Origin of the sequence: Streptomyces sp. SID13666, assembly GCF_010548325.1 — a bacterium.
Classification (GTDB): domain Bacteria; phylum Actinomycetota; class Actinomycetes; order Streptomycetales; family Streptomycetaceae; genus Actinacidiphila; species Actinacidiphila fildesensis.
Map to the genome: position 1 here is coordinate 35,548 of NZ_JAAGLX010000032.1, position 16,430 is coordinate 51,977.

The 16,430-nt window shown below is 71.1% G+C and carries 18 protein-coding genes and 1 pseudogene; 14 read left to right on the top strand and 5 right to left on the bottom strand.

What is annotated here, in order from left to right:
* Nucleotides 1–107: 107 nt before the first annotated feature.
* The 7 genes from G3I60_RS31075 to crcB are packed head-to-tail and all read left to right on the top strand — an operon-like array spanning nucleotide 108 to nucleotide 4,763.
* Nucleotides 108–1,361, top strand: coding sequence for an MCE family protein (locus tag G3I60_RS31075; RefSeq protein WP_164294646.1), 1,254 nt, complete (start codon nucleotides 108–110; stop codon nucleotides 1,359–1,361).
* Nucleotides 1,358–1,936, top strand: a complete 579-nt coding sequence (locus tag G3I60_RS31080; protein WP_239070466.1) for a hypothetical protein — start codon at nucleotides 1,358–1,360, stop codon at nucleotides 1,934–1,936. Before G3I60_RS31075 ends, G3I60_RS31080 begins: the two co-directional genes overlap by 4 nt.
* A 21-nt stretch (nucleotides 1,937–1,957) precedes the next feature.
* Nucleotides 1,958–2,572: a hypothetical protein gene (locus tag G3I60_RS31085; protein ID WP_138351278.1), complete on the top strand. Its 615-nt coding sequence runs from the start codon at nucleotides 1,958–1,960 to the stop codon at nucleotides 2,570–2,572.
* Between the two features lie 11 nt (nucleotides 2,573–2,583).
* Nucleotides 2,584–3,135 carry a hypothetical protein gene (locus G3I60_RS31090; protein ID WP_164294645.1) on the top strand — a complete coding sequence of 184 codons (552 nt, stop codon included), beginning with the start codon at nucleotides 2,584–2,586 and terminating at the stop codon, nucleotides 3,133–3,135.
* A 23-nt stretch (nucleotides 3,136–3,158) separates the two neighbouring features.
* Nucleotides 3,159–3,869 (top strand): hypothetical protein, encoded by a 711-nt coding sequence (locus tag G3I60_RS31095; protein ID WP_164294644.1) that lies wholly within the window; start codon nucleotides 3,159–3,161, stop codon nucleotides 3,867–3,869.
* A gap of 40 nt (nucleotides 3,870–3,909) precedes the next feature.
* Nucleotides 3,910–4,392, top strand: coding sequence for a CrcB family protein (locus G3I60_RS31100; protein ID WP_164294643.1), 483 nt, complete (start codon nucleotides 3,910–3,912; stop codon nucleotides 4,390–4,392).
* Complete coding sequence (gene crcB / locus G3I60_RS31105) at nucleotides 4,389–4,763, top strand: fluoride efflux transporter CrcB (protein WP_138351282.1); 375 nt, start codon at nucleotides 4,389–4,391, stop codon at nucleotides 4,761–4,763. Before G3I60_RS31100 ends, crcB begins: the two co-directional genes overlap by 4 nt.
* Nucleotides 4,764–4,779: 16 nt before the next feature.
* On the opposite strand, the gene G3I60_RS31110 is transcribed toward crcB, so the two are convergent.
* Entirely contained in the window at nucleotides 4,780–5,934 is a 1,155-nt protein-coding gene (locus G3I60_RS31110; RefSeq protein WP_164608036.1) for a magnesium and cobalt transport protein CorA, read from the bottom strand.
* 218 nt (nucleotides 5,935–6,152) lie between these two features.
* On the opposite strand from G3I60_RS31110, the gene G3I60_RS31115 reads away from it, so the two are divergent.
* The gene (locus tag G3I60_RS31115; protein ID WP_164294642.1) at nucleotides 6,153–6,554 is read left to right on the top strand and encodes a DUF6344 domain-containing protein; all 402 of its coding nucleotides are present in this window, start codon (nucleotides 6,153–6,155) and stop codon (nucleotides 6,552–6,554) included.
* 202 nt (nucleotides 6,555–6,756) lie between these two features.
* Nucleotides 6,757–7,368, top strand: a complete 612-nt coding sequence (locus tag G3I60_RS31120) for a hypothetical protein (protein ID WP_269282987.1) — start codon at nucleotides 6,757–6,759, stop codon at nucleotides 7,366–7,368.
* On the opposite strand, the gene G3I60_RS31125 is transcribed toward G3I60_RS31120, so the two are convergent.
* Nucleotides 7,356–8,468, bottom strand: coding sequence for a PD40 domain-containing protein (locus G3I60_RS31125; protein ID WP_164294641.1), 1,113 nt, complete (start codon nucleotides 8,466–8,468; stop codon nucleotides 7,356–7,358). The two genes, G3I60_RS31120 and G3I60_RS31125, sit on opposite strands and share 13 nt — an antisense overlap.
* Nucleotides 8,469–8,711: 243 nt before the next feature.
* Here G3I60_RS31125 and G3I60_RS31130 point away from each other — a divergent pair, with 243 nt between their 5' ends.
* Nucleotides 8,712–9,524 carry an RNA polymerase sigma factor SigF gene (locus G3I60_RS31130; protein WP_239070474.1) on the top strand — a complete coding sequence of 271 codons (813 nt, stop codon included), beginning with the start codon at nucleotides 8,712–8,714 and terminating at the stop codon, nucleotides 9,522–9,524.
* Nucleotides 9,525–9,600: 76 nt separating this feature from the next.
* Here G3I60_RS31130 and G3I60_RS31135 read toward each other — a convergent pair whose 3' ends face one another.
* The gene (locus G3I60_RS31135) at nucleotides 9,601–10,104 is read right to left on the bottom strand and encodes a DUF5949 family protein (RefSeq protein ID WP_138351287.1); all 504 of its coding nucleotides are present in this window, start codon (nucleotides 10,102–10,104) and stop codon (nucleotides 9,601–9,603) included.
* Nucleotides 10,105–10,483: 379 nt separating this feature from the next.
* Between G3I60_RS31135 and G3I60_RS31140 the strand changes: the two genes are divergently transcribed.
* Nucleotides 10,484–10,735, top strand: a complete 252-nt coding sequence (locus G3I60_RS31140; RefSeq protein ID WP_138351288.1) for a chaplin — start codon at nucleotides 10,484–10,486, stop codon at nucleotides 10,733–10,735.
* Nucleotides 10,736–10,938: 203 nt separating this feature from the next.
* On the opposite strand, the gene G3I60_RS31145 is transcribed toward G3I60_RS31140, so the two are convergent.
* Both G3I60_RS31145 and G3I60_RS31150 read right to left on the bottom strand, forming a co-directional pair.
* Nucleotides 10,939–11,808: a tyrosinase family protein gene (locus G3I60_RS31145; protein WP_138351289.1), complete on the bottom strand. Its 870-nt coding sequence runs from the start codon at nucleotides 11,806–11,808 to the stop codon at nucleotides 10,939–10,941.
* Nucleotides 11,809–11,827: 19 nt separating this feature from the next.
* Nucleotides 11,828–12,313 (bottom strand): tyrosinase family oxidase copper chaperone, encoded by a 486-nt coding sequence (locus tag G3I60_RS31150; RefSeq protein ID WP_164294639.1) that lies wholly within the window; start codon nucleotides 12,311–12,313, stop codon nucleotides 11,828–11,830.
* 621 nt (nucleotides 12,314–12,934) lie between these two features.
* Between G3I60_RS31150 and G3I60_RS45850 the strand changes: the two are divergent.
* From G3I60_RS45850 to G3I60_RS45855, 3 genes and pseudogenes are all read left to right on the top strand, one after another.
* A pseudogene (locus tag G3I60_RS45850) lies at nucleotides 12,935–13,888 on the top strand (glycoside hydrolase family 26 protein); the annotation flags it as partial.
* Nucleotides 13,889–14,884: 996 nt separating this feature from the next.
* On the top strand, nucleotides 14,885–15,295 hold the full coding sequence (locus G3I60_RS31160) for a rodlin (RefSeq protein ID WP_164294637.1): 411 nt from the start codon (nucleotides 14,885–14,887) through the stop codon (nucleotides 15,293–15,295).
* Between the two features lie 295 nt (nucleotides 15,296–15,590).
* Nucleotides 15,591–16,373, top strand: coding sequence for a hypothetical protein (locus G3I60_RS45855; protein WP_239070467.1), 783 nt, complete (start codon nucleotides 15,591–15,593; stop codon nucleotides 16,371–16,373).
* The last annotated feature ends 57 nt before the right edge of the window (nucleotides 16,374–16,430 follow it).

Genomic DNA, 16,430 nt, shown 5'->3' on the forward strand with positions numbered 1-16,430 from the left:
GCGGGTGCCGACGTCGGCGGGACGGACGGCGCCAGGTCGTCGCTCTTCCCGCTGCCGTCCGTCGGACCGGTCAGGACCGTGCCGTCGCCCTCAGCGGGGGGCCACTCATGATCACCCTCGGCACCCGGCTGAAGAACGTCGCCTTCCTCGTGATCGCCGTCCTCGTCCTCGGCTTCATCGGCGCCCGGTACGCCGACCTCGGCCACTACTTCGGCATGCGCGGCTACTACGTCGTCAAGGTCCAACTTCCGGAGGCCGGCGGCCTGTTCACCCACTCCAACGTCACCTACCGCGGAGTCTCCGTCGGCCGGGTCGGACCGATCACGCTCACCGACGACGGTGTGGAGGCCGAGCTGCGGATCAACGACTCGGCGCCGCCCATCCCCTCCCGGCTGCAGGCCCTGGTCGCCAATCTGTCCGCGGTCGGCGAGCAGTACATCGACCTGCGCCCGACGGCGGACGGCGGGCCGTATCTGGCGGACGGCTCGCGCGTCCCGGTGTCCGACACCCGTACCCCCGCGCCGGTGACGAACCTGCTCACCAGCGTCGACACCCTCGCCTCCTCCGTGCCGCTGACATCGCTGAAGACCGTGGTCGACGAGTTCGGCAAGGCGTTCCAGGGCCAGGGGGACAACCTGCAGTCCCTCGTCGACAACAGCACCGACTTCATCCAGGCCGCGAACCGGGCCGAGCCCACCACCACCAAACTCATGATCGACGGGGCGACCGTGCTGGGCACCCAGGCGCAGGAGGGCGACGCGATCCGGTCGTTCGCCATCAGCGCCAAGGACCTCGCCGCCCGGCTGAGTGGCTCCGACGCCGATCTGCGGCGGCTGATCACGGCCGCGCCTGAAGCCGCGACGCAGATCAGCGCGCTGCTGCGGGACCTCGACCCCAGCCTCAGCGTGGTGCTCGCGAACCTGCTGACCACGTCGGACGTGGCCGTCACCCGCCAGCACGGCATCGAGGAGCTGCTGGTCCGGCTCCCGGCGGTGGCCGCGGCCGGTGCCACGGCCATCAACGGCAAGGGCGCCAACCTCGGGATGTCGGTGACGTTCTTCTCCCCGCTGCCCTGCACCGCCGGATACGGGGGGACCACGTACCGCAACGGCCTCGACCTCAGCACCGCGCCGGCCCTCAACACCGGGGCGCGCTGCACCGCTTCACCGGGCAGCGGCATCAACGTCCGTGGTTCCGCCAACGCCCCGAAGGGCGGCGTGCCGGCCGCGACCCGGCCCGGTGCGCTGCTGCTGGGCACCGACGCGGGCGGCACCCTCCCCGCGGCCCTCGGCCTGCCGTCCCTGCCGGCCGCCGGCCCCTCCGGCATGAGCGGACTGCTCGGACTGGAGCCGCGCCCATGACCGGCCGACGGATGACCCTCCCCACTCCGCGGATGACCCTTCCCACTCCGCCGACGGTTCCTGCGGCGGTCAGAGGAGCCGTCGCCTGGGCGGTGGCTGCGGCGATCGTGGTGTTCTGCGCCTTCGCCGGCTGGTCGTACCGGCAGGCGCGGACGGACGAGTCGCTCGCCTACGCCAAGGCCCGCGACGCCGTCCTCGCCGAGGGGCGGCAGAACATCGTCCGTCTCAACAGCATCGACGGCACCGATGCCCAGCACGTCCAGGCCGGTCTGCGGCAATGGCTCGACGCCACCACAGGGCCGTTGCACGACGAGATGGCCCGCACCAACGCCAAGAGCGACACCTCGCTGCGACAGGCCGGCACCAGCGCCCGCTGCACCGTCACCGACGCCGCCGTCACCGAACTCGACACCCGGTCGGGCACGGCCAGGCTCATCGCGACGGTGCAGGTGGCGGTGACCCCGCGCGGCGGCGCGCCCACCACCGACCGCAAGCGCTTCGAGGCCGGGCTCGCCCGTACCTCCGGGGGCTGGCGGCTCACGGCGATCAACGCGGTACCCGTCGGTGCGGGCTGATCCGGAGAGAGGGCGGCGAACGTGAGCACCACAGAAGACACCAGGACCGAGCCCGCCGACGAGGCGGAAGAGACGGTCGGGAGGGCGGATGCGGTCGAGGAGCCCGAGGACGCGCCCACACCGGGCCTGCGGCGTCGCGTCACCCCGGCGGCCGCGATCGTCGCCGGGCTGCTCGCCGTACTGCTGCTGACGGGTGTCGGACTGCTGATCCGGACCTCCCAGCTGACGGACCCGGAGGCCACGTCCAACACGGCGCTCACCGACACGGGAGCCACCAGCCGGGTCATCGGCGATGTCAGCAACACCCTCGGCAAGGTCTTCTCGTACACGCCCGAGGACACCCAGGCCACCGAGCTGGCGGCGAGGGAACTGCTCGCCGGAACGGCGGCCGGACAGTACGAGGCGCTGTTCGGGCAGGTCAAGCAGCAGGTGGCCGCGCAGAAGCTGACACTCACCACCCATGTGGTGCGGGCCGGGGTCACCCGGCTCGACGGCGACAGCGCGCAGCTCCTCGTCTTCCTGGACCAGACGGCGGAGCGCAAGGGAAAGAAGGCCACCACCGCGGCGGCCCAGCTGTCGGTGACCGCCCGGTTCCACGACGGGCACTGGCAGATCACCGACATCACGTCCCGGTAGGGGAGAGGCAGATGGCAGGTACGAAGACGTGGAACCCGCTGCTGGTGGCAGCCGTCGCGCTGGCCGTCCTCGCGGCGGCCGCCGCCGGCTGGGGCGGTTGGGCCTGGTACGGGGCGGCGCACGACGACTCCGCCGGGTACGCGCAGACCCGTGAGCAGGTGCTGGCCGCCGGTGAACAGGGCGTGCAGAACATGAACACCCTCGACCACAAGAACCTGACCCAGGGCCTCGACACCTGGCAGAACTCGACCACCGGGGACCTGCGCACCCAACTGGTGCAGGGCAGGGCGGAGTTCGAGAAGCAGGTGCGGCAGGCGCAGACGGTGACCACGGCGAAGGTGCTGTCCGGCTCGGTGACCGAGCTGGACGTCCGGGCCGGAAAGGCGAGCGTGATGGTGGCGCTGCGGATCACGGTCACCGCGCCCAAGAGCCAGCCGTCGGCCAAGGAGAGCCGGCTGCTCGGCGAGCTGACCCGTACGCCCGACGGCTGGAAGCTCAGTGCCCTCGGCCAGGCGCCGGTCGGGGAGACCGCCCCCACTCCGCAGCCGTCCGCCGCCGGTTAGAGGACCCGAGAGGACCCGCGTACATGTCGACGACCCGCCACCTCATCAACCGGCAACGCCGCCTGGCCGCCGCACCGCCCGCGAACCGGACGCGCCCGGGACCGCCGCCCGCGCCCGAGCAGGACAAGCCCGGACAGAAGCCGGAACAGAAGCAGAAACGGGATCGGAAGCCCGCGCAGAAACCGTCGGTCAAGAAGCCCGGCCGGGGCCGCGGCGGCAGCGTGCTCCACCGGGTCGTGGCGGCCCTGGGCCTGCTGACGGTGCTGCTCGGCGGGTTCGCCGGCTGGGCCGCCATGGAGGTGGCCACGCTCCACGACACCGCGGCCACCCGTAACACCGCCCTCACCGACACCGCCCGCACCAGCGAGGTCAAGGGCATGGTGACGCAGGCGGTGAACTCGGTCTTCTCCTACAACTACGCCGACACCGCACGGACGGACCAGGCAGCGAAGAAGCTGCTGACCGGCAAGGCGGTGCAGCAGTACGCGGACATGCTCGCCCAGGTGCGCAAGCAGGCGCCGGTGCAGAAGCTCGTCCTGACGACGACGGTCACCGACAGCGGGGTGGAGCTGATCGACGGCGACCGGGCCCGGGTGCTGATCTTCGCGGACCAGCGGAACACCCGTACCGCGCCGAAGGAGGAGACGACCTACGCGGCGGCGATGTTCGCCGTGGACGCCGTCCACCAGGACGGTGTCTGGAAGATCGGCAACATCGACACCTTCAACCGCTGACCGGCGGGCCGTCGGGGCCCGGCCGGTATCGTTGAGCGCGATGTCCCGTCGCGAAGTGGTGAACGAGCCCATCGACCCCGATGTCGATCTGCGCGTGCCGGCGCAGCGCGACGAGCTGATGCGCCACCAGGTGTCGGTACTCGGCGTGATCTCGCTGGGCGGTGCGGCAGGCGCCTGCGCCCGGTACGGCGCCGCGCTGCTCTGGCCCACGCCCGTCGGCGGCTTCCCCTGGACGACGCTGCTGGTCAACACCGTCGGCTGCGCCGTGATCGGGGTGTTCATGGTGCTGATCAGCGAGGTGTGGACCGCGCACCGGCTGGTGCGGCCGTTCTTCGGGACCGGGGTGCTGGGCGGCTTCACCACCTTCTCCAGCTACGCCGTGGACATCCGAAACCTGCTGGAGCAGGGCGAGGCCGGGACCGGTCTGGCCTATCTGGCGGGGACGGCGCTCGCCGCCCTGGCGGCCGTGTGGACCGCCGCGGTGCTGACCCGCCGCCTGGCGGTCCGGGGTGAGGCGCGGTGAACTGGCTGCTCGTCATCGCCGGCGCCGCCGTCGGCGCCCCGCTGCGCTATCTGACCGACCGTTGCGTCCAGGCCCGGCACGAGACGGCCTTTCCCTGGGGAACGTTCACCGTCAATGTGGCCGGCTGCCTGGTGCTCGGCATCGTCGCCGGCGCGGTGACCGCCGGGGCCGCCTCGTCCTCCGTGCAGCTGCTGCTGGGCACCGGCTTGTGCGGGGCGCTGACGACGTACTCGACGTTCTCCTTCGAGACGCTGCGGCTGGCCGAGGACGGGGCCCGGTTCTTCGCCGCCGCGAACGTGGTGGTGAGCATCACCGCAGGGCTGGGCGCCGTCTACACCGGTGTGGCCGTCGCCCAGACGCTCTGGGCATGACGCGCGGCGTCGTCCCTCACAGCCAGTTGCGCCGCCTGAAGACCATGTACAGCCCGACGCAGACCACGCCCATCAGCCCGATGGCGAACGGGTAGCCGAAGACCCACTTCAGCTCGGGCATGGTCTCGAAGTTCATGCCGTAGACCGTGCCGATCAGGGTCGGGGCGAAGAGGATGGCCGCCCAGGACGAGATCTTCTTGATCTCGTCGTTCTGGGCGTTGCTGGCTTCGGCGAGCTGCTTCATCTCCTCGTTCTGGGCCTGGGTGACCAGGGTGGCGTTGACGGCGAGGATGTCCGCGATCATCTGCCGGAAGCCGTCCACCCGCTCGACGACGGTGGTGGCGTGGTCGTCGACGTCCCGCAGATAGCGCCGCAGCTCCTCGTCGGTGCCGTACTTCTCGAATCCGGCGGTCAGCGCCGAGAGGATGTTGAGCAGCGGGCGGGTGGCGCGCTGGAACTCGACGACCTCGCGGGACAGCTCGTAGATACGGCGGGAGACCTTCGGGTCGCCGCCGAAGACCTCGGTCTCGATCTCGTCGATGTCGTTCTGCAGGCCCGCGATGACCGGCGCGTACCCGTCGACGACGGAGTCGAGCACGGCGTAGAGCACCGCCTCGGGCCCCAGCCGCAGCAGCTCGGGATCGGCCTCCAGCCGGGCGCGCACGGTCGACAGGTCGGGCGACTGGCTGTGCCGGACGGTGAGGACGAAGTCCGGGCCGACGAAGAGGTGCAGCTCGCCGAAGTCGACCTCCTCGGCGTCGTCGAGGTAGCGGGCGGCGCGCAGCACGACGAAGAGGGTGTCGCCGTAGCGCTCCAGCTTCGGACGCTGATGGGCGACGACGGCGTCCTCGACGGCCAGCTCGTGCAGTCCGAACGCGGCCGCCGCGGCCAGCAGCTGGTCCTCCGCCGGCCGGTAGAGGCCGATCCAGGCCATGGCGTCCGGGGTGTCGGGCAGCTTCCGATAGGCCTCGGTGAGGGTGGCAGGGGTGTCGATCCGGTGGCCGTCGCGGTAGAGCGCCGCGTCGATCACGCTGTTCTCCACGGGACCGGCCTCCGCCGTCTCGTCCGCCGGGTGCCGGGGCTCCATGGAGCGCTCGGGGGCCGCGTCAGCGGCCTGGTTGCGCTGGTCTCGCTTGTGCGGGCGCAGTGCCCGGGGACGCCGGTCCGACATGGCGGGCTCTTTCCTGGCGGAGCGGATCTGCTCGGACGGGCATCACGCTACGGCGGTCCGTCGCGGATCCACGGTAGCCCGGGGCGCGGGCCCCGGAGCGGGGTCGTTGGCCCGTCCGAGTGGTGTTCATACGAAAAGCGGCGCGGATCCCGAGATCGCCGTGCCCCGTCCACATGATGAGGGACATACGCAGACCAACCGATCGAAAGCGAGGGGCCGTGGCCACCACAGCAAGCACCGCAACCGCCGCAACTGCCGCAACCACCAGGGTCGCGCAGTTCTGGACCGTCCTCCTCGGCGTTCTCGCCGGGATCCTCACCGCGCTGCGGCTCACCGCCCCGGCCCGTGCCGCCCGTCGCGAGGTCGTGGCGTCCGAGCGGACCGCGCCGGCCGTCCCGCTGTCGCCCCTCGCGGCCTTCGCCGGGAGCGCGCCCCGCGGCGAACGGTCCCTGCCGCCCACCATCAAGCAGCGCATCCGTGCCGAGGCCCACGGCGCCTCACCCGTCTCCCGGACGCGCACCGCGGGCCTCGGCGACACGCACCTCACCCCCGCCGCGGACGCCCCCGCCCTGGTCCCGGCTGACGACGACCGCTTCGACCGCCTCCCCTGCGCGGCCTGATCCACCGCAGGACCGACACCGTTCGACCGTCTCCACCCGTACGTCCGAACCGACCCTCCTGATCCACCACACCACTTGTCGTGTCGAGACCGCCTCTCCGGAGCGCGGGAATCTCCACGACGGAGAACCCAGGACCTTGATATTCCGAGCCCAGCCCCACCCGGCCTGCCGGACGAGGGTGCGTGCCTGGTAGGCATGGCCCGTGCGATTCGAGACAGTGCCGATGCCGTCGACCGTCCGGGCCAGGCCGCGTGACCTCCGCGGCTATCCCGTTCCGGCCATCACCCCGTGGGACGGGGACGAGCCGCAGTTCGCGCTGACGGACTACGGCCGCAGCGCCGACTGCGCCCGCATGCGGCGGTGTTCGGTCTGCGACACGCTGATGCCGCCAGGACCGGTGTGGCGTGTGGTGGGTGCCGCGGAGAGCGCCGCGATCGCCGACGCGCTGGCCGCCGGGCGCCCGTACCGCAATCTCGCCCCCACCCTGGAGGGCCCGGGGCACCGCGCCTGCATGCTCTACGCCTCGATGGTCTGCCCCTACCTGGCCCGTCCGAACGCGCGCCGCGGGCTGTCGGCACAGCAGCCGGACGAGCTGACCGGACATGTCGTCCGGGGCGCGGTACGGGGTGCGACGGGCGCGGTGGTGGGCTTCGGCGACTACGAGTTCGCCGTCACCGGCACCCAGGTGCTGTTCCGCTTCCTCGACATCGTCGAGTTCCTGCCGCACGACACGTCCGACGCGCACCTCGAAGAGCTGCGCGCCGAACTCGCCGCCCGGGACCGGCCCGGAGCACCCGGGGATCAGCCGCGGTAGGACGGCAGCCCGGTGTAGGTGGACACCAGCTTCGGCGCGGCGGAGCTCTTCGTGGAGAGCGTGACGATGCCGGCCGGCGTCCTGGCGGCGATGGTGCTGCCGTCCGGGGCCCAGGCGGGCTCGGTGTAGTCCGTGGTGGCGTACGGCGTCAGGTCCTTGAAGACCGGGCCGGCGTCCGTCGGGCTCTCCAGGAACAGGTGGTCGTGACCGCCGACCGAGCGGACGAAGACGACCTCCTCGTGCTCGGAGTGCGACATCGCCGGCTGCGAGCCGTGCGTGAGCGCGGATCCCTGCTGGCGGACGTAGTCGTCACGGATGAAGACCTCGCCGGTGCCGGAGTTCGCGTACACGGCGCCGCCGTGGGTGCCGCCCGCGCTCGGCCAGACGTTGCCGGTCTGCGGGACGGGCTTCACCCCGTCGCCGGCCTCCCAGCCCAGACCGAGCTTCTTCGGCGTCCCGTTGACGGCGCTGGAGGGGACGCTGTCCAGCTCGGAGACGCCGCTCTTCCGGACCGCGAAGAGGATGTTGCTCCGCCCGGACAGCTCCGGAATCGAGTCGTACGCCGTCACCTGCCACGTCGGGTGCGACCAGTTCTGCCCGCCCGGGTTCCGGGCGACGGTGACGCGTCCGGTGCCGTTCGGGTTGGCGACGGCGAGGTTGCCGGCGCCGTCGATGAACGCGGCCTTGCGGCCGTCCGGCGACCAGGCCAGGTCCCTGACGGCGGTGCCGAAGTCCACCCTGGTGCCGTTCATGACCACGTACCGGGTGCCGTCGCTGATGGTCAGTCCGCTGTTCGCCGTGCCGTTCAGGACCGGCGCGCGCGTGCTGCCCGCCGTGGTGGGCGTGCCCGTGGGGGTGGAGCCGCCGGTCGGAGTGGTGGAGGCACCGGCGCTGGGAGCGGTGCCGGCCGACGGGGTCGCACCGCCGGCCGGAGCGGCGGAACTGCCGCTGCTCGGGGTGCCGGTGGCGGCCGGCGGAGTGGTGACCGCCCGCGCGCCCGACGTCGGGCCGCAGCCGGTGAGCAGTGCCGCGGTGGCGGCGGTGAGGGTGGCGGTGAGAGCGACGGCGACGGCGGTGCTGCCACGGGTACGAGCGGACATGAGCGGTTCCCCCCAGGGACGTTGATAGGAGAAGAGTGGCGATTCAACGTCCGTGACGTGTGTGACCGGTGTCACGGACGTGCAACAGCGATTCCGGGATTCATGGGTGTGGGACCGATGGACCCGGGTAGGCGGGTGCCATTGCCGGTTGCTCCTGGGAGGATGAGGAACATGACAGCGCTAGTGAACTCGGACGACACAGCTGTGGTCGATGTCCAGGCCACGGGCGGCTGTGCCTCGTCGATGACGGAACTGCCGTGGATCGAGGAGGCGGGCAAGGTCGCGCCGAAGGATGCGCGGGCCCTGTCGAAGCTCTTCTTCGACCGCCTGCAGAGCCTGGAGGAGGGGACGCGCGACCACCAGTACGCGCGGAACACCCTCATCGAGCTGAACCTGTCCCTGGTCCGGTTCGCCGCCGGCCGGTTCCGCAACCGGTCGGAGGACATGGAGGACATCGTCCAGGTCGGGACGATCGGCCTGATCAAGGCGATCGACCGGTTCGACCTGTCGCGCGAGGTCGAGTTCACCACGTTCGCCATTCCGTACATCACCGGCGAGATCAAGCGCTTCTTCCGGGACACCAGCTGGGCCGTCCACGTACCGCGGAGCCTCCAGGAGCGCCGGATCGCGCTGGCGCAGGCCAAGGACGCGCTCTCCCAGCGGATGGACCGCTCCCCGACCACCGCGGAGCTGGCCGAATACCTGGACCTGACCCCGGCCGAGGTGAACGAGGGGCTGGTGGCCAGCAACGGCTACACCGCCGGCTCCCTGGACCTCCCCGCGGGGGAGAACAACGAGGAGGCCGCGGGCAGTTCGTTCGTCGACCGGCTCGGCGAGGACGACCCGGGCATGGAGGCGGTGGAGAACCTGCAGGCTCTCAAGCCGCTGATGGCGGAACTCGGCGAGCGGGACCGCGCGATCCTGCGGATGCGCTTCGGCCAGGAGATGACGCAGTCCGAGATCGGCGCCGAGCTCGGGGTCTCCCAGATGCATGTGTCCCGGCTGCTGACCCGGACGCTCAGCCGGCTGCGTACCGGGCTGCTCACCCAGGCGTAACACGTCGGAACGTCAGCGCGAAGGTCCCCGCCGGCACTGTCCGGCGGGGACCTTCGCGCTGTGACGGCCGGGGCGGTCAGCCCTGGAGGGAGCCGATCGGGACGAAGCAGTGCGCGGACCCGGCCAGCATGGTCTCGTCGCCCACGAAGGACTTGAGCACCTCCTCGCTGACCGGCTTCCCCGGCGCCGCCTCCGGCCACGGCCGGGTGGCGAACATGAAATACACCATGCCGCGGTCGCGGGCCGCGTCCACCCACTGCTCGGGAACGGGGCAGGCAGCGTGCAGGTACGGCATGGTCAGGACGGCCTGGCCGCCCTCGACGAGGAGCTTCACGGGGGCCTTGGGCACCTGGGCGATGTCCAGGATGGTCCCGCCGATCGGCAGGCCGACCTCCTCGATCGCCGCGGTGATGGCCGCCTCCGCGGCCTCGGGGCCGCCCTCGACATCGCCGAGGGAGTAGGCCAGGAGGAACGCGATGTCCCGTTCGTCCTCGATGTGCTCGCCGGCCCAGGGGATCACCGCGAGGGTGCCCATCTGGCTCTGCCGGGTGATGTCCGGAGCGGTGCTGGTCTGACTCATGGCAACGGACTGTAACGGCGGGCCGCGCCCGACCGGGCCCGCATGTCACCTGAGAGAGCGAGTCCTGACCGCTAAACCCACCGAACGAGGTCGTGTCGATCGCACATGCGATACGACGGTATGTCCGTGGAAGGGGTGCGATGCACCGCCCCCGGCCGTGACCGGTGGGGCCCGTGGTCGTTGGACAGGGCGCATCACCCCCGCGCGAAGGCTCCGGAGCGTCCAAGCTTCGGAGCCTTTGGTGTCGGGGCCGTCCTCACCGGCGGTGACGTTCACCAGTTCAGCTCAACCTGCGTGACTATGCGGCATACATACGCGTTGCGCAGGGCGTCAATGCCGCAGGTCCTGCGGTTTGGGTTTCACCATCAAGGAGATTTCGATGTCGCGTATTGCCAAGGCAGCCGCCATCACCGCCGCGGCCGGTGCCGTTCTGGCTGCGGGCGCCGGCATGGCTGCCGCCGACGCCGGTGCCCAGGGTGCTGCGGTCGGTTCCCCCGGCGTTCTGTCCGGCAACCAGGCCCAGATCCCCGTTCACGTGCCCGTCAACGTCTGCGGTAACTCCGTCAACGTGATCGGTCTCCTGAACCCGGCGTTCGGCAACCACTGCGAGAACGTCTCGGGCGGCTGGTAGTCCCGGTTCTCAACAGCTGTAGGGCCACTGGACCGGACGACGACCGGCCCGGCACAGCGGGCCGGCGGGACGCAGACCGACCGTCCCGTCACCTGTCCGTCCGGCGGCCCGGGGCGAACACCCCCATCCCACTGGTGCGGCCCCCCGCGATGCCTTCGCGGGGGGCCGCACTCGTGCGTTCGCCCGCCGGTCCCCGGTGCGGGTCAGTTCTCCTCGTACCGGTAGATGTTCTGCAGGTTCATGACCTCGGACGGCTTCGTGTTCCACGGCGGCATGGGCTCGTTCAGACTGACGACGCGGCCGTGCTGCGGGTCGGAGGCGGCCAGCGGCCGGGCCGGCAGATAGCCCGACTTCGGGTACTTGCGCTGCCAGCGCAGCCAGATGAGGTCGATGAAGGCGTGGTGCAGCCAGAAGACCGGGTCGTTGGGCGAGGTGGCGCCCGTCATGTGGCCGCCGACCCACTGGTGGACCCGGTTGTGGAGGAGTCCGCCCTGCGTCTCGCTGACCGTCCACCCCTCGATCCTGTTGCGGAAGCCCTTGGTGGTGGCGGTGGAGTTCCACGGGGAGGTGTCGTAGACCGATTCCGCGATCGCCTTGTCGAGGTCCGCCTTGGTGGGCAGCCCGATCGGACGGTCCGGGCGGCCGAACTGCCGGGTCAGATACTTCTCGTCCGTGACGGCGACGGTGATCGGCCAGTTGCCGTTGACGTAGGCGAAGGGGCCGGTCATGACCTGGCCGTCGGACCGCCGGCCGTCACCGCCCAGGAAGTCGGACGCCCAGATCGAGGAGGTCTTCGCGTTGTCCCGCGTCCAGTCCCAGTAGGGCAGGGTGACGCTGGAGTCCACGGACTGCAGCTTGCGCTCGAACTCCAGGATCAGCCGGCGGTGCCACGGGAAGAACGAGGGCGTCATGTGGCCGACCCGGAGCCCGGTGTCGCCGTCGGAGACGTAGTACTGACCGTGTATGCGGACGAAGTCGTCGTAGATGCCCTTGCTCTTGAGTTTCAGGACCGCGCGGACGAACTTCGCCCGCTGGGCGCTGGTCATGTTCTTCTGGTTCTGGCGGGTGTACACCGTGTCGGCCCTTCTGCGGTCAGTGGTGGTAGGCGCCGCCGGCGAGCGACAGCTTGGCTCCGCCGATCACGTCGACCGCGCCGCGGGCCGTGTCGAGCGGGGTGGCGTACGGCTGGTAGTGGTTGGCCACACTCAGGTAGGTGCCGTCCGCGCGCCGCATGACATGGAGCTGCCGGCCGTCGATGAGGATGACGACAGGGGACCCCTCGGTCGTGGCGGCGTCGGCCGTGCCGGTGGGCACACCCTGGATGCGGCGGCCCCGGTAGACCTCGTCGAAGGCTCCGGCGGCCGCAGCAGGGGCGGGCCCCGCCCGGTCGCTGCCGGCGTCGGACCGGCCGGACCCGGTCTTCCCCGCGTCGGACTCCCCGGCCGTGATGATCGGGTGCAGTACCGCCGTCGTGCCGGTGACGGCGACGGCTGCGGTGAACGCCGCCCGGAGCACCCGGCGGCGCGTGTGGGCGGACGGCGACGCTTTCCCGCCGCCGTTTTCCTTGGCTTCGCTCATGCTCGGCTCTCCTCGATATCGGCCGACAGGGCCGGACCTGTGAGGAGCGGCGGTATCGCGCCGCATTCGCCCGGACGGGCGGCGCCGACTGTCCGTCAGCTATGCACCATCATCCTGCTCCCGGCGTGAGGCGCTCGCTCATCCCGGCAGCCGGAGTACAGAACTCCATTCGTGCGGGTGGCGTTTGCCTCCGACCCGTGACGAACGTAAATCCGATATACGGCGGCGGAAGTCAACCAGGGACCCGGTATTCACCCGATCTGACGATCCGACGGATTCACCGGCGGTTCTGACCGGCGCACGTTTCCTAATGGACTATCAGAAGAGGCCCGCTCGCCCGGCTGCTCATACTTTCTGAATTACCGTCCGGAGAAAGTGCTCCGTGTCGGTAACGTCGCAGGAGGAGCAAACATGGCCCACCGACGCCAGAGGCTGACTGGTGCATGTGTCGGAGCGGTCACCGCCGGCCTGCTCATGCTCGGGATGACCCACACCGCCGTCGACGACATGCGCGTCGCGGCGGACGCCACGGATCCGGCACCGCCGTCACCGGCCGCCGGACCGCCGGGTCCCGGGCCGGCCGGGGCCCTGCGCCCCGCGTCGACCGCCGGATACACGCCGATGGGGGCCTTCACGTCCTCCGGTGCCGACGGTGTGCAGCGGATCGCCGATCTGCAGCAGTGGCTGGGCGGTACCCATCTCACGGTGGGTCACACCTATCTCCCCGGCGAGAGCTGGGACAACATCGAGGGCGAGCCCGAGCTGCTGCAGCCGTGGGCGCAGTGGAGGAAGGCGGAGCCGGACCGGCTCTTCGTCCTCAACGTGCCGATGCAGGAGCGCAACGAGCAGCACATCTCCGACAGCCAGGTGCGGTCGCTGCTGCGCTCCGGCGCGGCGGGCCGGTTCGACAGCCACTTCACGGAGCTGGCGCGGCGACTGGTCGCGCTGGGTGTGCCCGACACGGTCGTCGTGCTGGGCTGGGAGATGAACGGCACCACGTACACCCACCGCTGCGGTCCGGATCCGGAGTCCTGGAAGACGTACTGGAACCGCATCGTGACGGCGATGCGCGCCGTTCCCGGCCAGCGGTTCCGGTTCGACTTCACGCCGAACCGCGGCCAGGACGCCATCGGCTGGACGTCGTGCTACCCGGGTGACTCCACCGTGGACATCATCGGCATGGACTCCTACGACCAGCCGCCGGGCGACTCCTTCTACGACCAGGTCGAGGAGCCGTTCGGTCTCCAGGCGCAGGTGGACTTCGCGGCCGCGCACAACAAGGCGATCTCCTATCCGGAGTGGGGACTCTTCCGGAACGGCGACAACGCGGACTACATGCGGATGATGCTGCAGTGGATCAACGATCACCGGCCGGTCTACCAGACGCTCACCGACTACTGTCCGCACGGCGTGTGGCAGTGCACGGACAACCCCAAGTCGTCGAAGGTCTTCCGCTCGACGAACTTCGCCCGTGTCGAGCCGACGCCGACGCCGGTACCGACCCCTGTTCCGACGCCGACGACAACGCCTGCACCCACGCCGTCGACCACGCCTACGCCGACGCCCACGCCGAGCGGGACGCCGACGCCGAGCGGGACAACGACGCCGGGCGGGACAACGAGTGTGCCGCTGACGTCCACGCCCGCGGACGTGCCGTCGCCGACGCCGACGGACGGCGCGACCCCGGCGGAGTCCCCGACCGTTCCGGTGAGCCCCGCGCCGGGTGACGCCACGACGCCACCCGCGACGGTGACGCCGCCCGCGACGGTGACGCCGCCCCCGACCGTGACCCCGACCGTCACCCCGGCCGCGACTCCGGATCCGGCCGTGGCGGAGACCCCGTCCGCCGCACCGGTTCCGGCCGACGCGACGGCGCCGGTGGTCGCTCCGGCGGCCCCGCCGACCGCCGATCCGGTGGTGGCGCCGGAGCCCGCGCCCGGGCTGAGCCCGGCGCCCGCGCCGAGTCCCGCCGCGACGCTCACCCCCCTGCCGGCTCCGGGTCCCGATCCGGCCGCCACCGGCGCCACGGCACCCGCGCCTGCTCCGACCGTCATGGTTCCGGTGCCGGTGACCCTCCCGACGATCGGTGCGCCCTGCACACCGACGCCGGATCCCGGCTTCAGCCCCGCCCCCAGCCTGTCGCCCGCACCGGTTCCGACGTCTCCTGTTCCGACGTCTCCCGCTCCTGCGCCGACTACGTCGCCGACGTCGCCCGCGACACCGGGGCCGGTCGTCCAGGTGGCCGGACCCGTGTGCACGGCGGTTCCGGTGGGGCCCTTCAAGCCCGCTCCGACGCTCAGTTCACCCCCGGCGCCCGCCGAGGTGTGCCTGCCACTCGACATGGGAGACGAATTCAAGCGCCAGTTCGGCACCGGAAAGCTGTGCTTCCGCGTCGAATGGCAGACCCCCAAGAAGAGCTGACCGTAACGCGACGCGCCCGGCGGCCTGCCGCCGGGCGCACGCATGGAAAATCGGTTGGGCTAGTGGAGTGAAATCGCGGAACCAAACCGGAGATGGGCAGTTGATCAGTTCGCTTCAATGACAGGAACATAGTTTCAAGAAGGGCGAACCGTGCTTAAGAAGTTCATGGCCAGTGCAGCAGTTGCCGTTTCCATCGTCGGTCTCTCCGCCATGGCTGCCCCGCAGGCGCTGGCCATCGGTAACGACGAGGGAGCCTCCACCACGAACGGTAACGGGGCGGAGCAGAGCTACGGCAACACCCACACCGACGGTGTGATGAGCCCCCAGGTCGGCCTCGTCCAGGGCACGCTCAACAAGCCGTGTGTCGGCCTGCCGCTCAAGGCGAACGTCGGCTCGCTCGTCGGCCTCGTGCCGATCACGGCCCAGGACATCAACGTCCTGTCGTCGCCGCAGAACCAGCAGTGCACGGAGAACTCCTCGCAGATCAAGGGCGACGAGCCGCTGTCGCACATCCTGAGCCAGATCCCGGTGCTCTCGGGCAACGGCGTCGGCAACGGCTGACAGCTGACACCTCATCGCATGGCGGTGGCCGCGTACTCCGTACGCGGCCACCGTCGCGTTCTCCGGCGCTTCCGCTTTTCCCGGGGCACCCGGTTGGCTCACGTGGCCGCCGACAATCCCTTCGCGGCTGCCCCGGACGCCGAATGCACTGTGTCCAGGGGCTGTTCACGGCCGGTCCCGGCCGGAGGGGGAGCGCGACACGCCGGGTGCCGGTAGTTGACAGGTTGCGGGGCCGCCGTTCGCTTTCGACGGTTGTGGAGTACACCCGTCTGTTCAGCGAAGGGAAAACATCTTCATGCGCACCCACCGGACGACCGGCGTGATCGTCTCCACCGCCCTCGTCGGCGCACTCGCATTCGGCACTGCCGGAACGGCATTCGCGTCCCCCGACGTCGCTCCCACCGGTACCTTCACCGGTCGCACCGCCCCGGCGGCTCCTGATCCCGCCGCACTACTCGCCCAGGTCACAGCCCTCGGCAATGTCGGCGCCGTCCTGACGCCGGTGACGGACCTGGTCAAGGCCGTGCTCGCGGCCCCCGGCAACAAGCTGTCGGCGGAGGACGCCACGAAGCACGCTGACGCGGTCAAGGCCGCGATCGCCGCGGCCAAGGTCCCCGCGGCGCCGGCTGTCCCGGCCGCGCCCGCAGCGCCCGCCGCCCCGGCCGCCCCGGCCGTTCCTGCGGGTCCCGCCGCGCCTGCCGTGCCGGCCGTGCCGGCCGTCCCCGCGCTGCCGGCCACCCCCGCGCTGCCCGGGGTTCCGGCGCTGCCCGGTGTGTCGATGCACGGCGTCAGTGCCGCGGACCGCTCCGCACCGCGTGCGGCCGACGTCGCGGGTGACGCGCTGGCCGGTCTGCAGACGGCCGTCGACAACCTGCTGAAGGCGGCCACGTCGGGTGACGTGGCGGGTGTCCTGACCAGCGCGCTCGCGACCGTCACCGGCCTGGTCAACTTCCTGGTCGCCACGGTCCTCGGCGGTGCGCTGCCGGCGCCGGACCTGCCCGGCCTGCCGAAGCTCCCGGCGCTGCCGACCCTCCCGGTCCCGCTCCCGCCGCTGCCGCTCAACGACCTCCCCGGCTGACGCGGTCAGGACCCCGACGACCTGCGGCACGCGGATGGACGCGCGCCGCAGGTCGTG